This is a genomic window from Chryseobacterium sp. KLBC 52, from assembly GCF_003347605.1.
In the GTDB taxonomy this organism is placed as follows: Bacteria; Bacteroidota; Bacteroidia; order Flavobacteriales; family Weeksellaceae; genus Chryseobacterium.
This window is the reverse complement of record NZ_QDFZ01000024.1, coordinates 19,639-35,528: the sequence shown is the minus strand read 5'-3', so window position 1 is coordinate 35,528 and position 15,890 is coordinate 19,639. Positions and strand designations below refer to the sequence as shown.

The following is a 15,890-nucleotide window of genomic DNA, read 5'->3' as shown; positions in this document are numbered from 1 at the left end:
ATTACAAAATCATGCTCAGCTGTACTCTTTTTCTTGCCTCATCTACTTCCGTTACTTTTACTCGAACGTGCTGATGAAGTTTTACGACCTCATTGACGTCCGATACAAATCCTTCTTTCAGCTGGGAAATATGAACCAATCCGCTTTCTTTGATTCCAAGATCTACGAAACACCCAAAAGCGGTAATATTATTTACGATTCCCGGAAGAATCATACCTGCCTTTAAATCTTTGATGCTTTTAACATTTGGATCGAATTCAAATACTTTTGCTGCTTTTCTTGGATCTAGTCCTGGCTTTTCAAGTTCTTTTAAAATATCCTTAATTCCTAAGATTCCGACTTCACCTGTACTATAGTTATCTGGTTTTATGAGGGCTATTTTTTCTTTATTGGCAATCAGTTCAGTGGTTTTAATACCCAGATCTTTTGCCATTTTCTCTACGATTCCGTACGCTTCCGGATGAACAGCAGAATTATCCAGTGGGTTTTTAGCATTGGTAATTCTTACAAAAGCGGCAGCCTGCTGATAAGCTTTTTCTCCAAGTCGGGGAACTTTTTTAAGCTGTTTTCTGTCTTCAAATGCTCCGTTTTCAGTACGGTAGTTTACAATGTTTTCTGCCATTTTTTCTCCGATTCCGGAAACATAACTTAATAGTGATTTGCTGGCAGTATTTAAATTAATTCCTACGGAGTTTACACATCTCATCACAGTGGAATCCAGCTCATTTTTCAGCTGAGTTTGGTCTACGTCATGTTGATACTGTCCAACCCCAATGGATTTCGCATCAATTTTCACCAATTCCGCCAATGGATCAGAAAGCCTTCTTCCGATAGAAACCGCTCCACGCACCGTTACATCGTACGACGGGAATTCATCTCTTGCAATTTTACTTGCAGAATAAACGGATGCTCCTGCTTCTGAAACTACAAAAACCTGCAAAGGTTTATCAAAAGCAATTTTTTTAATGAAGAATTCTGTTTCACGGCTTGCTGTTCCATTACCAATAGAAATTGCTTCGATATTATAAGCATTTACCATAGAACGTATTTTTTTCATAGCCATTCCGCTTTCATTCTGTGGAGCGTGAGGATAGAGGGTTTCATTGTGTAACAAATCTCCTTTTTCATCCAGGCATACTACTTTACATCCGTTTCGGTATCCCGGATCTATTGCCAGAATTCTTTTCTCTCCTAAAGGTGGGGCAAGAAGGAGCTGGCTTAAGTTTTCAGAGAAAATTTCAATGGCTTTTTTGTCTGCTTTTTCTTTAGCTTCCTGTAAGGCTTCATTGGAAATAGCAGGTTCCAGAAGTCTTTTATAACTATCTTTTATGGCCAGTGCAATTTGTTCAGAACACTCATTATTGGATTTGATAATAGCCTTTTCAATAAAATCAATGGCTTCTTCCTTGTCTATTCCTACATTTGTTTTTACAAAACCTTCTGCTTCCGCTCTCAGCATTGCCAGAAGTCTGTGAGAAGGTGTTCTGCTAAGGCTTTCTTCCCATTCAAAATATTGGGAGAATTTCTGGGCTTCTTCTTCGTCTTTTTTAGCTTTTACAACCTTGGAGTTAACTACTGCTTTGCGTTGAAATAGTCTGCGAAGGTTCTTACGGACATACATATTTTCATTGATCCATTCTGCCATGATATCCCTCGCTCCCTGCAGGGCTTCTTCTTCTGAACTAACTTCATTATTAATGTATTTTGAAGCCAGAGAAAGGATGTCATTACTTTTCTGGCTCATAATGATTTTGGCTAAAGGTTCCAGTCCTTTTTCCTTGGCAGTATCAGCTTTGGTTTTCTTACGTTTTTTAAAAGGCAGATAAAGGTCTTCCAGCTCCTGGATGTCAAAGCTCTCTTCTATTCTCTGTTGAAGTTCGGGAGTTAATGCACTTTGTTCTGCTATCGATTTTAAGATAGATTCTTTTCTTTTAACAATTTCATCAAATTGCTTACTGATTTTTGAGATCTGCTCGATTTGCGTTTCATCAAGGTTCCCCGTTCTGTCTTTTCGGTAACGGGAAATAAAAGGAATGGTGCAGTCTTCAGATAATAATTGTAAAGTATTGTTGATGCTCTTTTCAGAAATATTGAGATGTTTCTGTATAAATTCTACGGTCGTCATTGTTCTGTTTTCGGATAGCTAAAATAGGGTTTTGGAATGAGAAATAACAAATGACGAATGGATTAATCTCTTAATTTTTTACTATTATATTATTCTTCTCCATTCACTTTTTGTTTTTGAATTAACTCTATTTTAATTGAATAAGAATTAATATTTAAATATACAGTTGTTCTCATTTCTCTTTTGTACTATTTTGCTATCTATGCTGAATTAAAAACCTAATAACTTATTGATATTAAATATGAAAAAAATATCTATCCTATTCATCTCCTGTTTATCTGTAGTATCTTGTATGTATACTGATTATGAAGAACCTGAAAAATGTAACTGTGTGATACAGGAATATGAGCGAACTATAACCTTTAAAAATGATCATGATGGAACTTATACAGATTTTGCAGATACAGGATGGGTAGCTAAAGGAGATTCACAGAAAGATAATTCCGTTGACTGTTCCAGAAACGGGACGCAAAGGAATAATGAATTCTCAAGCAGTTATGATTCTCAATACAGATGGGATGTATATCGCAAATGGATGTATGATTGTAAATAATTTGGAGATTTTTATATTTCTTGATATATGTTAAGATAATGCTACGCAGGTTTTTCTATTTTTGTACCCGAAAACAACAAAATTTCAATAAACTTTTTTAAAACAGTTCAATATGAAAAAAATTAGCGTAATTGCATTAGTAGGAGTAGGATTGCTTTTGGCATCATGTGATAAAGGAAAAACAGCAGAAACTGCAGCTACGGCTCAGGAACAAACTGTAGCAGAGAGCAAAGGAGAAACACTGGCAGTAGATACAGTAGGTTCAGTAGTAAACTGGAAAGCTTTCCACAAAGGAGGAATGGCACCTCGTTGGGGAACACTTACAGTGAAGTCTGGAGATATCAGTGTTGATGGAGGACAAGTTGCAGCAGGAAACTTTGTGATTGATATGAACTCTATCAAAGTAGATCCGGCTTCAGTAACAGAAAAAGATAAAAAACCAGCTGATCTTGAGGCGCACTTAAAAAATCCTGATTTCTTTGATGTAGCGAAAAACCCTACTTCAGATTTCAAAATTACAAGTGTTACAGATTTGAAAGAAGCACCAAAAGATGCTGTAGCAGGAGCTAATAAAACGGTAAGCGGAAACCTTACTTTATCAGGAAAAACAATGAATGTTACGTTCCCTGCAAAAGTAGAGGTGGCTGAAAATTCAGCAGCGATTCAGGCTAAATTTACTGTAAACAGAGCTGATTGGGGACTTAAATTCGGTACTTCTGAAGCAGATCCGGCAGAATGGATGATCAGTAAAGATATCGAGATTGCAATCGATGTAAAAGCTAAAAAATAAGTTATTTAAACTTTCAAACTTACAAGAGCTGTCTTCACGAAGACAGCTCTTTTTATTTAAAAATCTTTTTTGCTCAAATGGAAAAGAAAATTAATTGACAATCTTGGAGTTCTGAATTCTTACACAATATTCACTTCCCAGATATAAAGGATTTCCGTGCTTCTCAGACCAGAATCCATCCAGTACGTCTTTACTCAGGCAGCGGTATACAGCCACTCCTTTATAAATTTTATGATCTTCCCCTTCGTAGTGGAAGTTGATGACTAAAATATGGTCTTTATAAAATCCTGTCCCGTTTTGCTGATGGTCACCAATTATCCATTGGGCAATAATGCGGTTGTTTTCATCAATAGTTAAGGTCAATATTCCATGATAAGAGGGTTGGGAAGATTCTTCCTGATTACTCCCCTCGATTGAATAGCTTCCTGCAAGATCCTGTACCGTCATTGATTTATTTTTAAGAAGGACAAATGTAAAAAATCTTATTCTGATAAGACTAACAACATCGTAAATGGATCTAAATTTAAAAGTTGTTCCATGTACAAATTAAGCTTTACTTTTGCTGCAAATTAATTTTAGAATGATTTCTTTTCTCCTTATAGCCAATCTGATTACATTTGGTGTCTTTGGTTTTGATAAATGGCAGGCGCAAAAACATCAATGGAGAATTTCTGAGAACACTCTTTTATTATTCTCTCTTTTAGGTGGAATTTTAGGAGCGGCTTCCGGAATGGTTCTATTCAATCATAAAGTTTCCAAAAAATCTTTTCTCATGAAATTTATATTGGTTGTATTGATAGACCTGGTTGCGTTTTATCGATTGATAAGGCATTGATATTAAAACTGTTAAAAGTTTTAATATTATGTCGGTTGTTGTGTTTTTTTTATATTTTTACGATACTAATAACAAATAAACAAACAACATGAGAAATCTTAGAAAAATTTCCAGAATTGAAATGAAATCAGTTCAGGGAGGAATTGTTAAAGGAATGGTAAAATGCAAAGATGCAGATACATGTGCCGTAAGATGGGGATGGGCGACCGGATTCTCCAGCAATTGTGCAGAATTTGACATCATATGCGGTGAACCACCTGTGATAGATCCATGCGAAATACAAGCTTGTGTATAAATAACTTAAAGAGTGTTTTTCGGACACTCTTTTTTATTGTCTTGTAAATAAGTATTTTAAACAAATTATTAAATATTTGGATAACTAAATATTTTTTCATTAAAAATCACTACTTTTGCACCCGTAAAAATCTTTTATGCAAAACATTAGAAATATTGCGATTATCGCACACGTTGACCACGGAAAGACGACTTTGGTTGACAAGATCATTCACGCTACCAACATTTTCAGAGAAAATCAGGAGAGTGGGGAGTTAATTATGGATAACAACGATCTTGAAAGAGAAAGAGGGATCACCATCTTATCCAAGAATATTTCTGTTACTTATAAAGACACAAAAATTAACGTAATTGATACTCCTGGTCACGCCGATTTTGGTGGAGAAGTTGAAAGAGTATTAAAAATGGCTGATGGGGTTATTTTGTTGGTGGATGCGTTCGAAGGACCAATGCCACAAACAAGATTCGTACTTCAGAAAGCATTGGAATTAGGATTGAGACCATTAGTGGTTATCAATAAAGTAGATAAACCAAACTGCCGTCCGGATGAAGTTCATGATAAAGTATTTGATTTGTTCTTCAACCTTGATGCTACTGAAGAACAATTGGATTTCCCTACATTCTATGGATCTTCAAAACAAGGATGGTTCAACACTTCATTAGAGCAAACTGAAGATATCTTGCCACTATTAGATGGTATTTTACAATATGTTCCTGAACCGAAAGTAACAGAAGGAAATCTTCAGATGCAGATTACTTCTCTTGACTTCTCTTCTTTCTTAGGAAGAATTGCAATAGGGAAAGTAACAAGAGGTGAGATCAAAGAATCTCAATGGATCGGTCTTGCTCAGGCAGATGGAAAAATTGTAAAAGGAAAAGTAAAAGAACTTTACGTTTTCGAAGGATTAGGAAAGAAAAAAGTAACTGAAGTACAAGCTGGAGATATCTGTGCTGTAGTAGGTTTTGATGCTTTCCAGATCGGTGATTCTTTCGTTGATCTTGAAAACCCTGAGCCATTGGAAAGAACGGCAATTGATGAGCCTACGCTGAACATGACGTTCTCTATCAACAACTCACCTTTCTTTGGTAAAGATGGTAAATATGTTACTTCTAACCACCTGAAAGAAAGATTAACAAAAGAATTAGAGAAAAACCTTGCCTTAAGAGTTCAGCAAACTGATGATGCAAACACTTTCTTAGTATTCGGTAGAGGTATTCTTCACTTATCAGTTTTGATCGAAACAATGAGAAGAGAAGGATACGAAATGACTATTGGTCAGCCTCAGGTTATCTTCAGAGAAATTGACGGTGAGAAATGCGAGCCTTATGAATCTTTGGTTGTTGACGTTCCTGAAGAATTTGCTTCAAGAGTTATCGACTTGGCAACTCAGAGAAAAGGGGACCTTCACATTATGGAAACTAAAGGTGAAATGCAGCATATGGAATTCGAAATTCCTTCAAGAGGTTTGATCGGATTACGTTCTCAGATGTTGACAGCTACTGCTGGTGAAGCTATCATGGCACACCGTTTCACAGAATACAAGCCTTTCAAAGGTGCAATTCCAGGAAGAAACAATGGTGTTTTGATCAGCAAAACTACAGGTCCTGCTACAGAATATTCTATTGCTAAACTACAGGATAGAGGTAAGTTCTTCGTTGATCCGGGTGAGGAAATCTACACAGGAATGATCATCGGTGAACAAAACAAACCTGGTGACCTAGTAGTAAACATTGTTGAAGCAAAACAATTGAACAACATGAGAGCTTCAGGAAAAGATAAAGATACTGGTGTTGCACCAAAAATCTTATTCTCTCTGGAAGAATGTATGGAATACATCCAGGGTGATGAAGCGATTGAGGTAACTCCAAACTTCATCAGAATGAGAAAGAAAATCCTTTCTGAAGAAGAGAGAAAAAGAGTTGAAAGAGGAGCGAAAGCATAATCTAAAATTCTTAAAATATAATAAAGCCTCGATTTTCGGGGCTTTTTTTCTATGCCAACCCATTAAAATGCTTATTTTGGCATAATAATCTCTGAGAAATAAAAAATAAATTTAAAGTAGTTTTGTGACTATGAGAATGAATAAATTAAAACTTATCGTTTTATTGGGCGTTTTTGCATCTTACACCACCTCATGTTCCGTTCAGAACAATGTTGTAAAAACACCTTCCACAAAGAATCCGACAAAACCAACCAACAATACAAATCCTCCAAAAGTAAATCCGGTAGCGACGAAACCTGCAACAGGAACAGCGGCTTCAACGGAAGAAAATTTCAGAACCAATCTTCCGGAAATCAAAAGAGAATTCCGTGGAGCATGGATTGCCAGTGTTGCCAATATCAACTGGCCATCAAGAAATGATCTTACAGTAGATCAGCAGAAAGCAGAAGCAATCAGCATGCTTGATATGCTGAAAGACAACAATTTCAATGCTGCTATTTTTCAGATCAGACCTTCAGCAGATGCTCTTTATACAAGTAATATTGAGCCATGGTCTTACTTTCTGACCGGAGAAACAGGAACTGCACCATATCCAAACTATGATCCGCTTCAATTTTGGATTGAAGAAGCTCATAAAAGAGGTCTGGAGCTCCATGTCTGGTTAAACCCTTACCGTGCTCATCATACCAACGGAGGTGCGGTAAATAAGCTGTCAATGGTCAATAAATTATCTGATATTGTTGTAAGGCTAAAGAATGGAATGTACTGGTTTGATCCTGCTAATCCGAAAACACAAGGTCATGTGTCCAATGTGGTGAAAGATATTGTAAAAAGATACGATATTGATGCTGTACATTTCGACGATTATTTCTATCCTTATGCTACTTACAACAAAGGTGCGGATTTTCCGGATAATGCAAGCTGGAATGCCTATGTAAGCAGTGGCGGAACCTTATCAAGAGCAGATTGGAGAAGAGATAACGTAAATAAATTTGTAGAGCGTATTTATAAAGAAATTCACGCAGAAAAAAATAATGTAAGATTCGGGATCAGCCCGTTCGGTATATGGAAACCCGGATATCCTGCAGGAATTGTAGGATCTTCTCAATATGATGAACTGTATGCAGATGCTAAATTGTGGTTAAATAAAGGCTGGGTAGATTATTTCTCACCACAGCTGTACTGGCCTATAGATTCCAAAGGGCAGAGTTTTGAAGGGCTGTTAAGCTGGTGGCAGTCTGAAAATACCATGAACCGTCACTTATGGCCTGGATTGAATACTGTTGAAATAAAAGTATCAGACCGTCCGGCTGAAATCAAAAACCAGATTGCAATTTCCAGAAATATCCTTAAAAATGATGCTGGAGAAATTCACTGGAGCATTGCCGGCTTGACCAAAAATGCCAATATGCTTCCCGCTCTGAAAAACGGACCTTACAGTGAAAAAGCATTAGTGCCGAAATCTCCATGGATTAAAGCTGTTCCCTTGCAGACTCCTACTTTGTTTATTGCTGATAACGGAAGCTTTGCTCAGACAAGCTGGAGTACAAAAAATGCTGCAGATGTATTTCTATGGGTGCTTTTTACTCAATATAACGGAGTATGGCAAACAGAAATCTTAACGCTGGATACCCTTTCTAAAGACATTCCTAAACTTAAGGACGGCAAAAAACTGAATGCTGTGGCTATCAAAGCCATCGACAGATTAGGAAATGAGAGTGATTATACAGCAAGAAGAATTAAATAGTTAAGGTAAAACCTGCTAAAGAGGTCATTGTGAACTTTTATGTGAAGCAATTTCAGTAATAAATGTAAGAAACCGGTTCCCAGACAGAGCCGGTTTTATTTTAGAATAACTATAAATTATTAATTTAAGTCACTGAATGTCAGTTGGGTTTTAAAGGCGGTTTGAAATTTTTATACAGAATAATAACCTTATCGGAACTGTTTTTGCATGATTCATCCCATAATCACCAAAATATAACATTATGAATACTAAAAGACTTTCCGACAACATGGAAAAGGCACTCAGTGACCAGATGAACAAAGAAATTCACGCATCACACGTTTTTTTATCGTACGGAATTTGGGCTGATGATAAAGGCTATCAGGGTATTGCCAATTTCCTTTACCGCCATGCTCAGGAAGAAAGAAATCACTCAATCAAATTTATGGAATATATTCTGAACAGAGGCGGAAAGCCAAAGGTAGAAGCTATTCCTGCTCCTCCGGCAGATCCGGAAAACCTTACTGCTTGTTTTGACGGTGTTTTTAAGCATGAAGTTGATAATACCACCGCTATCTACAGAATTGCAGACCTTTCTATGGAAGAGAAAGACTGGGCAACATGGAATTTCATGCAGTGGTTTGTTCAGGAACAGATTGAAGAAGAAACATTGGCTCAGAATTTAATTGATAAATTAAAAATTGCCGGTGGTGACAGAGCTACAGATGAATCTTTATTTACTTTAGATAAAACTTTACAGGAAGCACCGAATGATGTTCCGCTGGCTCAGAGTGCTACTGGAGATAATCCATAAAACACCCGGTGAAACCAAACCATTTGAAAATCTGTCAGAATACTGGCAGATTTTTTTATTATGAAACTCCCTCAAAAATCACTATCTTTGCACACTCGTAATTCAAGGTTCTGAGTTCAATGTTTAAAGTTGAAGATTCCTTGAGTTGCTCCTAAACCTTAAACTTTGAATTTTACAATATGAAATGTGGAATCGTAGGCTTACCGAATGTAGGTAAATCAACTCTTTTTAACTGTCTGAGCAATGCAAAAGCTCAATCAGCAAACTATCCTTTCTGTACTATTGAACCGAACCTTGGAACGGTTTCTGTACCGGATCAGAGATTGTTTGAACTGGAGAAAATCGTAAAACCTGAAAGAGTTTTACCCGCTGTAGTTGAAATTGTTGATATTGCAGGTCTTGTAAAAGGTGCTAGTAAAGGAGAAGGATTGGGGAACCAGTTCTTGGCTAATATCCGTGAGTGTGAAGCGATTATTCATGTTTTAAGATGTTTTGATAATGGAAATATCGTTCACGTAGAAGGTTCAGTAGACCCATTAAGAGATAAAGAAATTATTGATATAGAGCTTCAGCTGAAAGACCTTGAAACCGTAGGAAAAGCAGTTGAAAAAGCTAAAAAATTCATCAAATCTGGGAAGAAAGAAGATATTCTTACTTACGAAACCCTTCAGAATTTGCAGAAATTTCTTGAGGATGGTAAAAATGCAAGAGAATTTGCTACTGATGATTTCACGAAATCAATTATTGGAGAAGTTCAGTTGTTGACAAATAAACCGGTTCTTTACGTTTGTAACGTAGATGAGAATTCTATCAAAAACGGGAATGAGTGGATTGCCAAGATTGAAGAAATGGCTAAAGGCGAAGGTGCTGAAGTAGTAGTACTGGCAGCACAGATCGAAGCTGATATCAATGAGCTTGAAACATTCGAAGAAAGAGAAATTTTCCTTGATGAGCTAGGACTTACCGAACCAGGTGTAAACCGTTTGATCAGAAAAGCTTATGATCTTTTAAAACTTCAGACGTATTTCACAGCCGGAGTAAAAGAAGTAAGAGCCTGGACTATCGGACAGGGATGGACGGCTCCACAAGCTGCGGGAGTAATCCACACAGACTTTGAAAAAGGATTTATCCGTGCTGAAGTAATCAAGTATAATGATTATGTAAATTACGGTTCTGAAGTAAAGGTAAAAGAAGCAGGAAAACTTTCTGTAGAAGGTAAAGAATATATTGTACAGGATGGTGACATCATGCACTTCAGATTCAACGTATAAGAAAAGTATTAAAGTTAGTTATATTAAAAAAGCGCTTCCATGTATTTGGGAGCGTTTTTTGCTTAAAATTAATAATGTAGGCTGCCTGTTTATATTTTGATGGTTGGAACAGGTACTAAAAATTACTGCTCCCTGAAGTAGAGAGCAGTATTTTTATTTTTAAAGTGGAATACCAATATCAAACCGGCATTTTGGCTCGATACAGGATGGAGAGAAAACTACACAGTTATTGACGATATCTGTACATTTTAACTGTGCCTGTCCAGTTCGGCACTCCGGTTCATAGCATGAAGGATGAATCTGTGCGCAAATACCTTGATGGCTGCATATCATCACACCTCCTTTAATGGTTTTCAACTCTTTTTTATTGAGTTTTTTACCATTATTTACATGTTGATTTCTCATTCGTTAAAGTTTTTATGGTCTAGTTTTTTATTGGCTACAATTCAATACCAGGCTGGCATTGTAATTCTGCACATGCGAAAGAATATTTCTTACAAGTCAGGTCTGGAAGAAGACACATTTCTTTTCCTCCAGTGATTACTCTCAATTGTTTTTTGTTCAGTTTTTTTCCGTGATTTAAATTTTTGTTTTCCATTGGTTTGATTTTTAATGGGTTAGTTTTAACGAAAATAATAAAAATAAATGAGTTATATCACTATGTATAGAAAAAATGGAAAAATTATACTGCATTATCTTTAATATTTGTGATAAATTTTAAATAAAATAAGCTATTACATTGAAATTTTAAACAATTTAGTATAGGTGCTTTTTGAAATTAAAAGAGTTTTAAATTCTGGTGAGCAATCTGTAATCATTTCAAAAAAGGTTGATTGATAAGTTCGTATATTTGAATTTTACAAATCATCTGCGATGGAAAAAGTAGCCCATACCTCACTGGAAGATTTTTATAAAGAGATGGCTGCCAAACTGGGCAAAGATCTTGAAAGTATTTTCCCAAAAGGACTTCACAAAGACATTGGTCATTTTAATGTTTTTGATATTGCCCAAACGATAGAAAGAGCAAGAACTACTTCTGAAATGCCTTATAACAGAAGGAAATACTATAAAATAAGCTTTATAAAGGGAAGAAATAGAGCAGAATACGCAGACAAAATTATTTCAATACAACATAAGGCGTTATTGTTTGCAACCCCTAAAGTTCCCTATCACTGGGTTCCTGAAGACCCGGATCAGTCCGGAAGTTTCTGTGTATTTACGGAAGACTTCTTCATTAAGGATAAATCTTATTACCATCTGGAAGATCTTCCTATTTTTCAGCCAGGTGGAGTTCCTGTTTTTGAAATTGATGACGAGCTTGCAGAAGAGATCGAAAGCCTCTTTAAGAAGATCAAAAAAGAAATAGATTCAGATTATGTATTTAAATATGATCTGATCAGAAACTATGTGTTGGAGCTGATTCACTATGGGCAGAAATTACAGCCGGTATCCAAAATATCAGCATCCAATGATGCTTCTATGAGAGTGGTTTCTTTATTTATAGAGCTGCTGGAGAGACAGTTTCCTATTGAATCATGGGAACAGAGACTTCAACTGAAAACCGCAAAAGATTATGCAGACAGGTTGGCTGTTCATGTCAATTACTTAAACAAAAGATTAAAGGAAAGCACCGGAAAGACAACCACAGAATTTATTTCCGACCGGGTTATTCAGGAAGCTAAAATACTTTTAAAACAGACGAAATGGAATGTTTCAGAAATATCTTACGCTCTGGGATTTGAGGAGATTGCCCACTTTTCCAATTTCTTTAAAAGGAAAACTACGTTTACCCCATTGGAATTTCGTTCCTGATTTGAATTTTGCAAATTTCAGATTGATTCAGGCAAACCCTTCGGTCTGAAAATATCCCAACTTTGTACCATCAAAATAATCAAAATACAATGAACACAAAAACAAATATTGCACTGGTAACCGGAGGAAGCCGTGGATTAGGGAAAAACTCAGCACTTAAAATTGCTCAAAAGGGATTAGATGTTATTATTACCTACAGAAGCAATAAAGAAGAAGCAGAAGCTGTTGTCAATGAGATCAAATCAATGGGAAGGAATGCTGTTGCATTTCAGCTTGACACAAAAGATATTAAGAGCTTTGATGCTTTTGTGAAAAACGTAACAGATCACTTGCAGCAAAATACGGGAAGCACTCATATTGACTACCTGATTAATAATGCAGGAACAGCCCTATATTCGCCGATTACAGAAGTAACGGAAGAACAATTGGACGATGTGGTAGACATTCATTTTAAAGGAGTATTTTTCCTGACTCAAAAATTGCTGCCATTCATCAATGATGGAGGAGGGATTATTAATGTCTCTTCAGGGTTGGCGAGATTTGCGACACCGGGATCTTCTATTTATGGGTCGATTAAAGCAGGAGTAGAAATGCTGACGAAATACATGGCTAAAGAATTAGGTTCAAGAAAAATCAAAGCCAATGTCGTAGCGCCGGGAGCTATTGAAACAGATTTTGGCGGCGGAAGAGTAAGGGATAATGAAGAGATCAATGCCATGGTAGCAGGTGCTACAGCACTCGGAAGAGTAGGTCTTCCGGATGATATTGGTGGAGTAGTGGCGTTCCTGTGTACGGAAGATGCAAGATGGATCACTGGACAAAGAATTGAAGTTTCAGGAGGAATGTTCCTATAGAACTTTAAAGGGTCAAAAAGCGAAATTTTTAATTTCCTTTTTGGCCTTTTTCACTATCTTTAACCTGAGATCAGTCAATATGGTTAAAGAATTTTTTGATCAGTATCCGTACATTTTGTTGGGACTTGAGGCCCTTTATCTTCTCGGGGTTACCTTCCTTGCGGGTAAGATCATTATAGATACCAGAAATACAAGCAAAACACTGGCTTATCTGCTGCTTATTATTTTTCTTCCGATAGTTGGAATCATTATTTATTTTGTTTTTGGAGTCAACTTCAGCAAGAATCAATTTTATACCTTCAAAGTAGAACGGAATGAGCAGATATATCAAAAAGTACATCAATATATTGAAGAAACGCATCATAAAACACTGAATGCTCATCAGGAAGAATTACAGAATTTTTTGCTCACTGTTAATTTTCTTTACAGTGCCGGAAATGCACCCATTTCTCAGGGAAATCATACGGAAGTCCTGATCAATGGTGAGGCCAAATTTGAAAAAGTCTTTGAAGTGCTTGAAAAAGCAGTTCATCATATCCATCTGGAATATTATATTTATGATAATGACGAGGTCGGGAACAGGCTTGCTGATCTGTTGATGAGAAAAGCAAAGCAAGGTGTTAAAATACGTTTTCTCTATGACGATCTGGGAAGTGGAAAATTAGGCCGGAAGTTTTTGAGAAAGTTACAGGAAGCGGGAGTGGAAGTATCTCCGGTCAACAAAATTACTTTCAGACTTCTTGCCAACAGAGTGAATTACAGAGATCACAGGAAGATCATCATTGTAGATGGTACTGAGGTTTTTACAGGGGGCATCAATGTTTCAGATAAATACATCAATCCTAATCCAGAACAGTACTGGAGGGATGTTCATCTTTATATTAAAGGAGAAGCTGCAGTTTATTTTCAGTTTCTGTTTTTTAGCAACTGGGTTTTTGCCACTGAAAAGCTCCCCGAAATCTCAACATCGTATTTCGATTATAAAAAAACAGAACCAGGACGTTCTCTCGTGCAGGTTGCTGCAAGCGGACCTGATACCAGACCTTCCATTATGTTGAGTACGAGCTCAGCAATTCTTTCTGCCCAAAAAAGAATCTATATTGTGACGCCTTATTTTATCCCTGTTGAAACGGTATTGAATGCCATAAAACAAGCTGGTCTTTCAGGACTTGATGTTAGGCTTATGGTACCAAAATCAGGAGATTCTGTGATAGTAAATGCCGCGGCCTATTCCTATTATGAAGAACTTCTGGAAAACAAAGTGAGAGTATTCTTTTACAAAAAAGGATTTATTCATGCCAAAACAATGATTGTTGATGACCATTTTTCGTCTGTAGGCACTGCGAATATGGATGTCAGAAGTCAGGAACTTAATTTTGAGGTGAATACATTAATCTTTGATCCTGAAATTAACCAGAAGCTTAAAAACCTTTTTATTGAGGATATGAATGATTGTGAAGAAATCTTCCTTGATACATGGAAAAAAAGGTCAAAATTCAAAGTTTTTTTTGAACATCTGGCCAGACTGCTTTCTCCATTAATTTAAAATTCATCTGTGAATAGAAAATAAAAACTCCGGAAACATTTCCGGAGTTTTATATATCATTTCTTTACCTCTTTGTTTTTAATCAGGAAGTATTAAATCTTTGATAAATTCTCAAGAGCCTTTTCCAGGGTTTCCTGCTTCTTGGCAAAGCACAACCTGATCACATTTTCATTCAGCTTGTTTTTATAAAATGAAGAGAAAGGAACGCTGGCCACCTTATGATTGATGGTAAGTTCTGAAGCAAAATCAAAATCATTTTTATCTGAAATCTTATCGTATTTCACTGCCTGAAAATAAGTTCCTTCACAATCCAGAAGCTCAAACGAAGTACCTGCAAGACCTTTTCTCAGAAAGTCTCTTTTTTCCTGGAAAAACTGATTCAGATAAGTATAATGCTCCTCATTTTTCATATATTCTGCCAGAGCCAGCTGAATAGGAGTATTTACACAGAATACATTGAATTGATGAACCTTTCTGAATTCATCCGTTAAGATTTTAGGTGCTGCGCAATAGCCTACTTTCCATCCGGTAACATGGAAAAGTTTCCCAAAAGAGGCTACAAGAAGGCTTCTTTCTTTCAATTCCGGGTATTTACAGATGCTTAAATGCTGTTTTCCATCAAAAACAATATTTTCATACACTTCATCACTCAAAATAAGAATGGAAGTACCTTTTACCAGGTTAATAAGTTCTTGTAAGTCATTTTCTTTCAGGATTTTTCCTGAAGGATTGTTAGGATTATTAAGAATGATCATCCTGGTTTTTTCACTGACAAGATTCTTTACTTCCGCCCATTTGATTTCATAATCCGGAGCTTTCATTTCAAATCGTTTTACAATACCTCCGAAAAGCTCTACAGTAGGTTCATAGCAATCATACGCAGGTTCAAAAATAATCACTTCATCATCTTTTTTAATAAATGATGCAATAGCCGTGAAAATTGCCTGAGTGCCACCTGCAGTAACTGTTATTTCAGAATCCGGATGGTAAACTGCCTGATGGCTGTTTTCAATTTTTCGTGCAATTTCTTCCTTTAAGCCAATCATTCCGCCAAGAGGTGCATACTGGTTAAAGCCTTTTTTAATAAAATGATCTACATGATTTAATAATTCTGAATCTGGCATAAAATCAGGAAAACCCTGAGACAGATTGATGGCTTCATTTTCATTGGCAAGCTGAGTCATCTGGCTGAAAATAGTAGTTCCTACATTGGAAAGTTTTGATAAAGGAAGTTGTATCATAAAAACAGTTTTGTGGATCGAATTTAAGGAAATAATTAAAACAGTCTGAACTTAGGGAGATAAAAATTAGAAAATTGCAGGTTTAT

General features: G+C 36.4%; 16 protein-coding genes. 11 read left to right on the top strand and 5 right to left on the bottom strand.

From position 1 onward, the window contains the following. Window position 1: 1 nt before the first annotated feature. Window positions 2-2,125: a Tex family protein gene (locus DDF69_RS20500; protein WP_114822415.1), complete on the bottom strand. Its 2,124-nt coding sequence runs from the start codon at window positions 2,123-2,125 to the stop codon at window positions 2-4. Window positions 2,126-2,366: 241 nt separating this feature from the next. Between DDF69_RS20500 and DDF69_RS20495 the strand changes: the two genes are divergently transcribed. Both DDF69_RS20495 and DDF69_RS20490 read left to right on the top strand, forming a co-directional pair. Beyond that, window positions 2,367-2,678: a hypothetical protein gene (locus DDF69_RS20495; RefSeq protein WP_162800975.1), complete on the top strand. Its 312-nt coding sequence runs from the start codon at window positions 2,367-2,369 to the stop codon at window positions 2,676-2,678. Between the two features lie 112 nt (window positions 2,679-2,790). Further along, window positions 2,791-3,468: a YceI family protein gene (locus tag DDF69_RS20490; RefSeq protein ID WP_114822413.1), complete on the top strand. Its 678-nt coding sequence runs from the start codon at window positions 2,791-2,793 to the stop codon at window positions 3,466-3,468. A gap of 90 nt (window positions 3,469-3,558) precedes the next feature. Here the strand turns inward: DDF69_RS20490 and DDF69_RS20485 are convergent, their stop codons facing one another. Continuing rightward, window positions 3,559-3,915: a hypothetical protein gene (locus DDF69_RS20485; protein ID WP_114822412.1), complete on the bottom strand. Its 357-nt coding sequence runs from the start codon at window positions 3,913-3,915 to the stop codon at window positions 3,559-3,561. A 133-nt stretch (window positions 3,916-4,048) separates the two neighbouring features. Here DDF69_RS20485 and DDF69_RS20480 point away from each other — a divergent pair, with 133 nt between their 5' ends. The 6 genes from DDF69_RS20480 to ychF all read left to right on the top strand — a co-directional run bounded on the left by DDF69_RS20480 (window position 4,049) and on the right by ychF (window position 10,351). Beyond that, complete coding sequence (locus tag DDF69_RS20480; RefSeq protein ID WP_114822411.1) at window positions 4,049-4,303, top strand: DUF1294 domain-containing protein; 255 nt, start codon at window positions 4,049-4,051, stop codon at window positions 4,301-4,303. A gap of 88 nt (window positions 4,304-4,391) precedes the next feature. Next, window positions 4,392-4,598 carry a bacteriocin-like protein gene (locus tag DDF69_RS20475; protein ID WP_114822410.1) on the top strand — a complete coding sequence of 69 codons (207 nt, stop codon included), beginning with the start codon at window positions 4,392-4,394 and terminating at the stop codon, window positions 4,596-4,598. A gap of 136 nt (window positions 4,599-4,734) precedes the next feature. After that, the gene (typA, locus tag DDF69_RS20470) at window positions 4,735-6,540 is read left to right on the top strand and encodes a translational GTPase TypA (protein WP_114822409.1); all 1,806 of its coding nucleotides are present in this window, start codon (window positions 4,735-4,737) and stop codon (window positions 6,538-6,540) included. A 130-nt stretch (window positions 6,541-6,670) separates the two neighbouring features. Then, window positions 6,671-8,287 carry a glycoside hydrolase family 10 protein gene (locus DDF69_RS20465; RefSeq protein WP_114822408.1) on the top strand — a complete coding sequence of 539 codons (1,617 nt, stop codon included), beginning with the start codon at window positions 6,671-6,673 and terminating at the stop codon, window positions 8,285-8,287. A 241-nt stretch (window positions 8,288-8,528) separates the two neighbouring features. Next, window positions 8,529-9,080 carry a ferritin gene (locus tag DDF69_RS20460; RefSeq protein ID WP_114822407.1) on the top strand — a complete coding sequence of 184 codons (552 nt, stop codon included), beginning with the start codon at window positions 8,529-8,531 and terminating at the stop codon, window positions 9,078-9,080. A gap of 179 nt (window positions 9,081-9,259) precedes the next feature. Further along, window positions 9,260-10,351: a redox-regulated ATPase YchF gene (ychF, locus tag DDF69_RS20455; RefSeq protein ID WP_062675159.1), complete on the top strand. Its 1,092-nt coding sequence runs from the start codon at window positions 9,260-9,262 to the stop codon at window positions 10,349-10,351. 159 nt (window positions 10,352-10,510) lie between these two features. Here the strand turns inward: ychF and DDF69_RS20450 are convergent, their stop codons facing one another. Further along, entirely contained in the window at window positions 10,511-10,756 is a 246-nt protein-coding gene (locus tag DDF69_RS20450) for a bacteriocin (protein ID WP_114822406.1), read from the bottom strand. Between the two features lie 34 nt (window positions 10,757-10,790). Next, entirely contained in the window at window positions 10,791-10,949 is a 159-nt protein-coding gene (locus DDF69_RS22230; protein ID WP_185144379.1) for a hypothetical protein, read from the bottom strand. A gap of 275 nt (window positions 10,950-11,224) precedes the next feature. Here DDF69_RS22230 and DDF69_RS20445 point away from each other — a divergent pair, with 275 nt between their 5' ends. The 3 genes from DDF69_RS20445 (at window position 11,225) to cls (ending at window position 14,563) form a co-directional block, all read left to right on the top strand. Next, entirely contained in the window at window positions 11,225-12,163 is a 939-nt protein-coding gene (locus DDF69_RS20445) for a helix-turn-helix domain-containing protein (protein WP_114822405.1), read from the top strand. Window positions 12,164-12,252: 89 nt separating this feature from the next. After that, complete coding sequence (locus tag DDF69_RS20440; protein ID WP_114822404.1) at window positions 12,253-13,017, top strand: SDR family NAD(P)-dependent oxidoreductase; 765 nt, start codon at window positions 12,253-12,255, stop codon at window positions 13,015-13,017. Between the two features lie 79 nt (window positions 13,018-13,096). Beyond that, window positions 13,097-14,563, top strand: coding sequence for a cardiolipin synthase (cls, locus tag DDF69_RS20435; protein ID WP_162800974.1), 1,467 nt, complete (start codon window positions 13,097-13,099; stop codon window positions 14,561-14,563). Between the two features lie 92 nt (window positions 14,564-14,655). Here cls and DDF69_RS20430 read toward each other — a convergent pair whose 3' ends face one another. Further along, window positions 14,656-15,804 carry a methionine aminotransferase gene (locus DDF69_RS20430; protein WP_114822402.1) on the bottom strand — a complete coding sequence of 383 codons (1,149 nt, stop codon included), beginning with the start codon at window positions 15,802-15,804 and terminating at the stop codon, window positions 14,656-14,658. Between the last annotated feature and the right edge of the window lie 86 nt (window positions 15,805-15,890).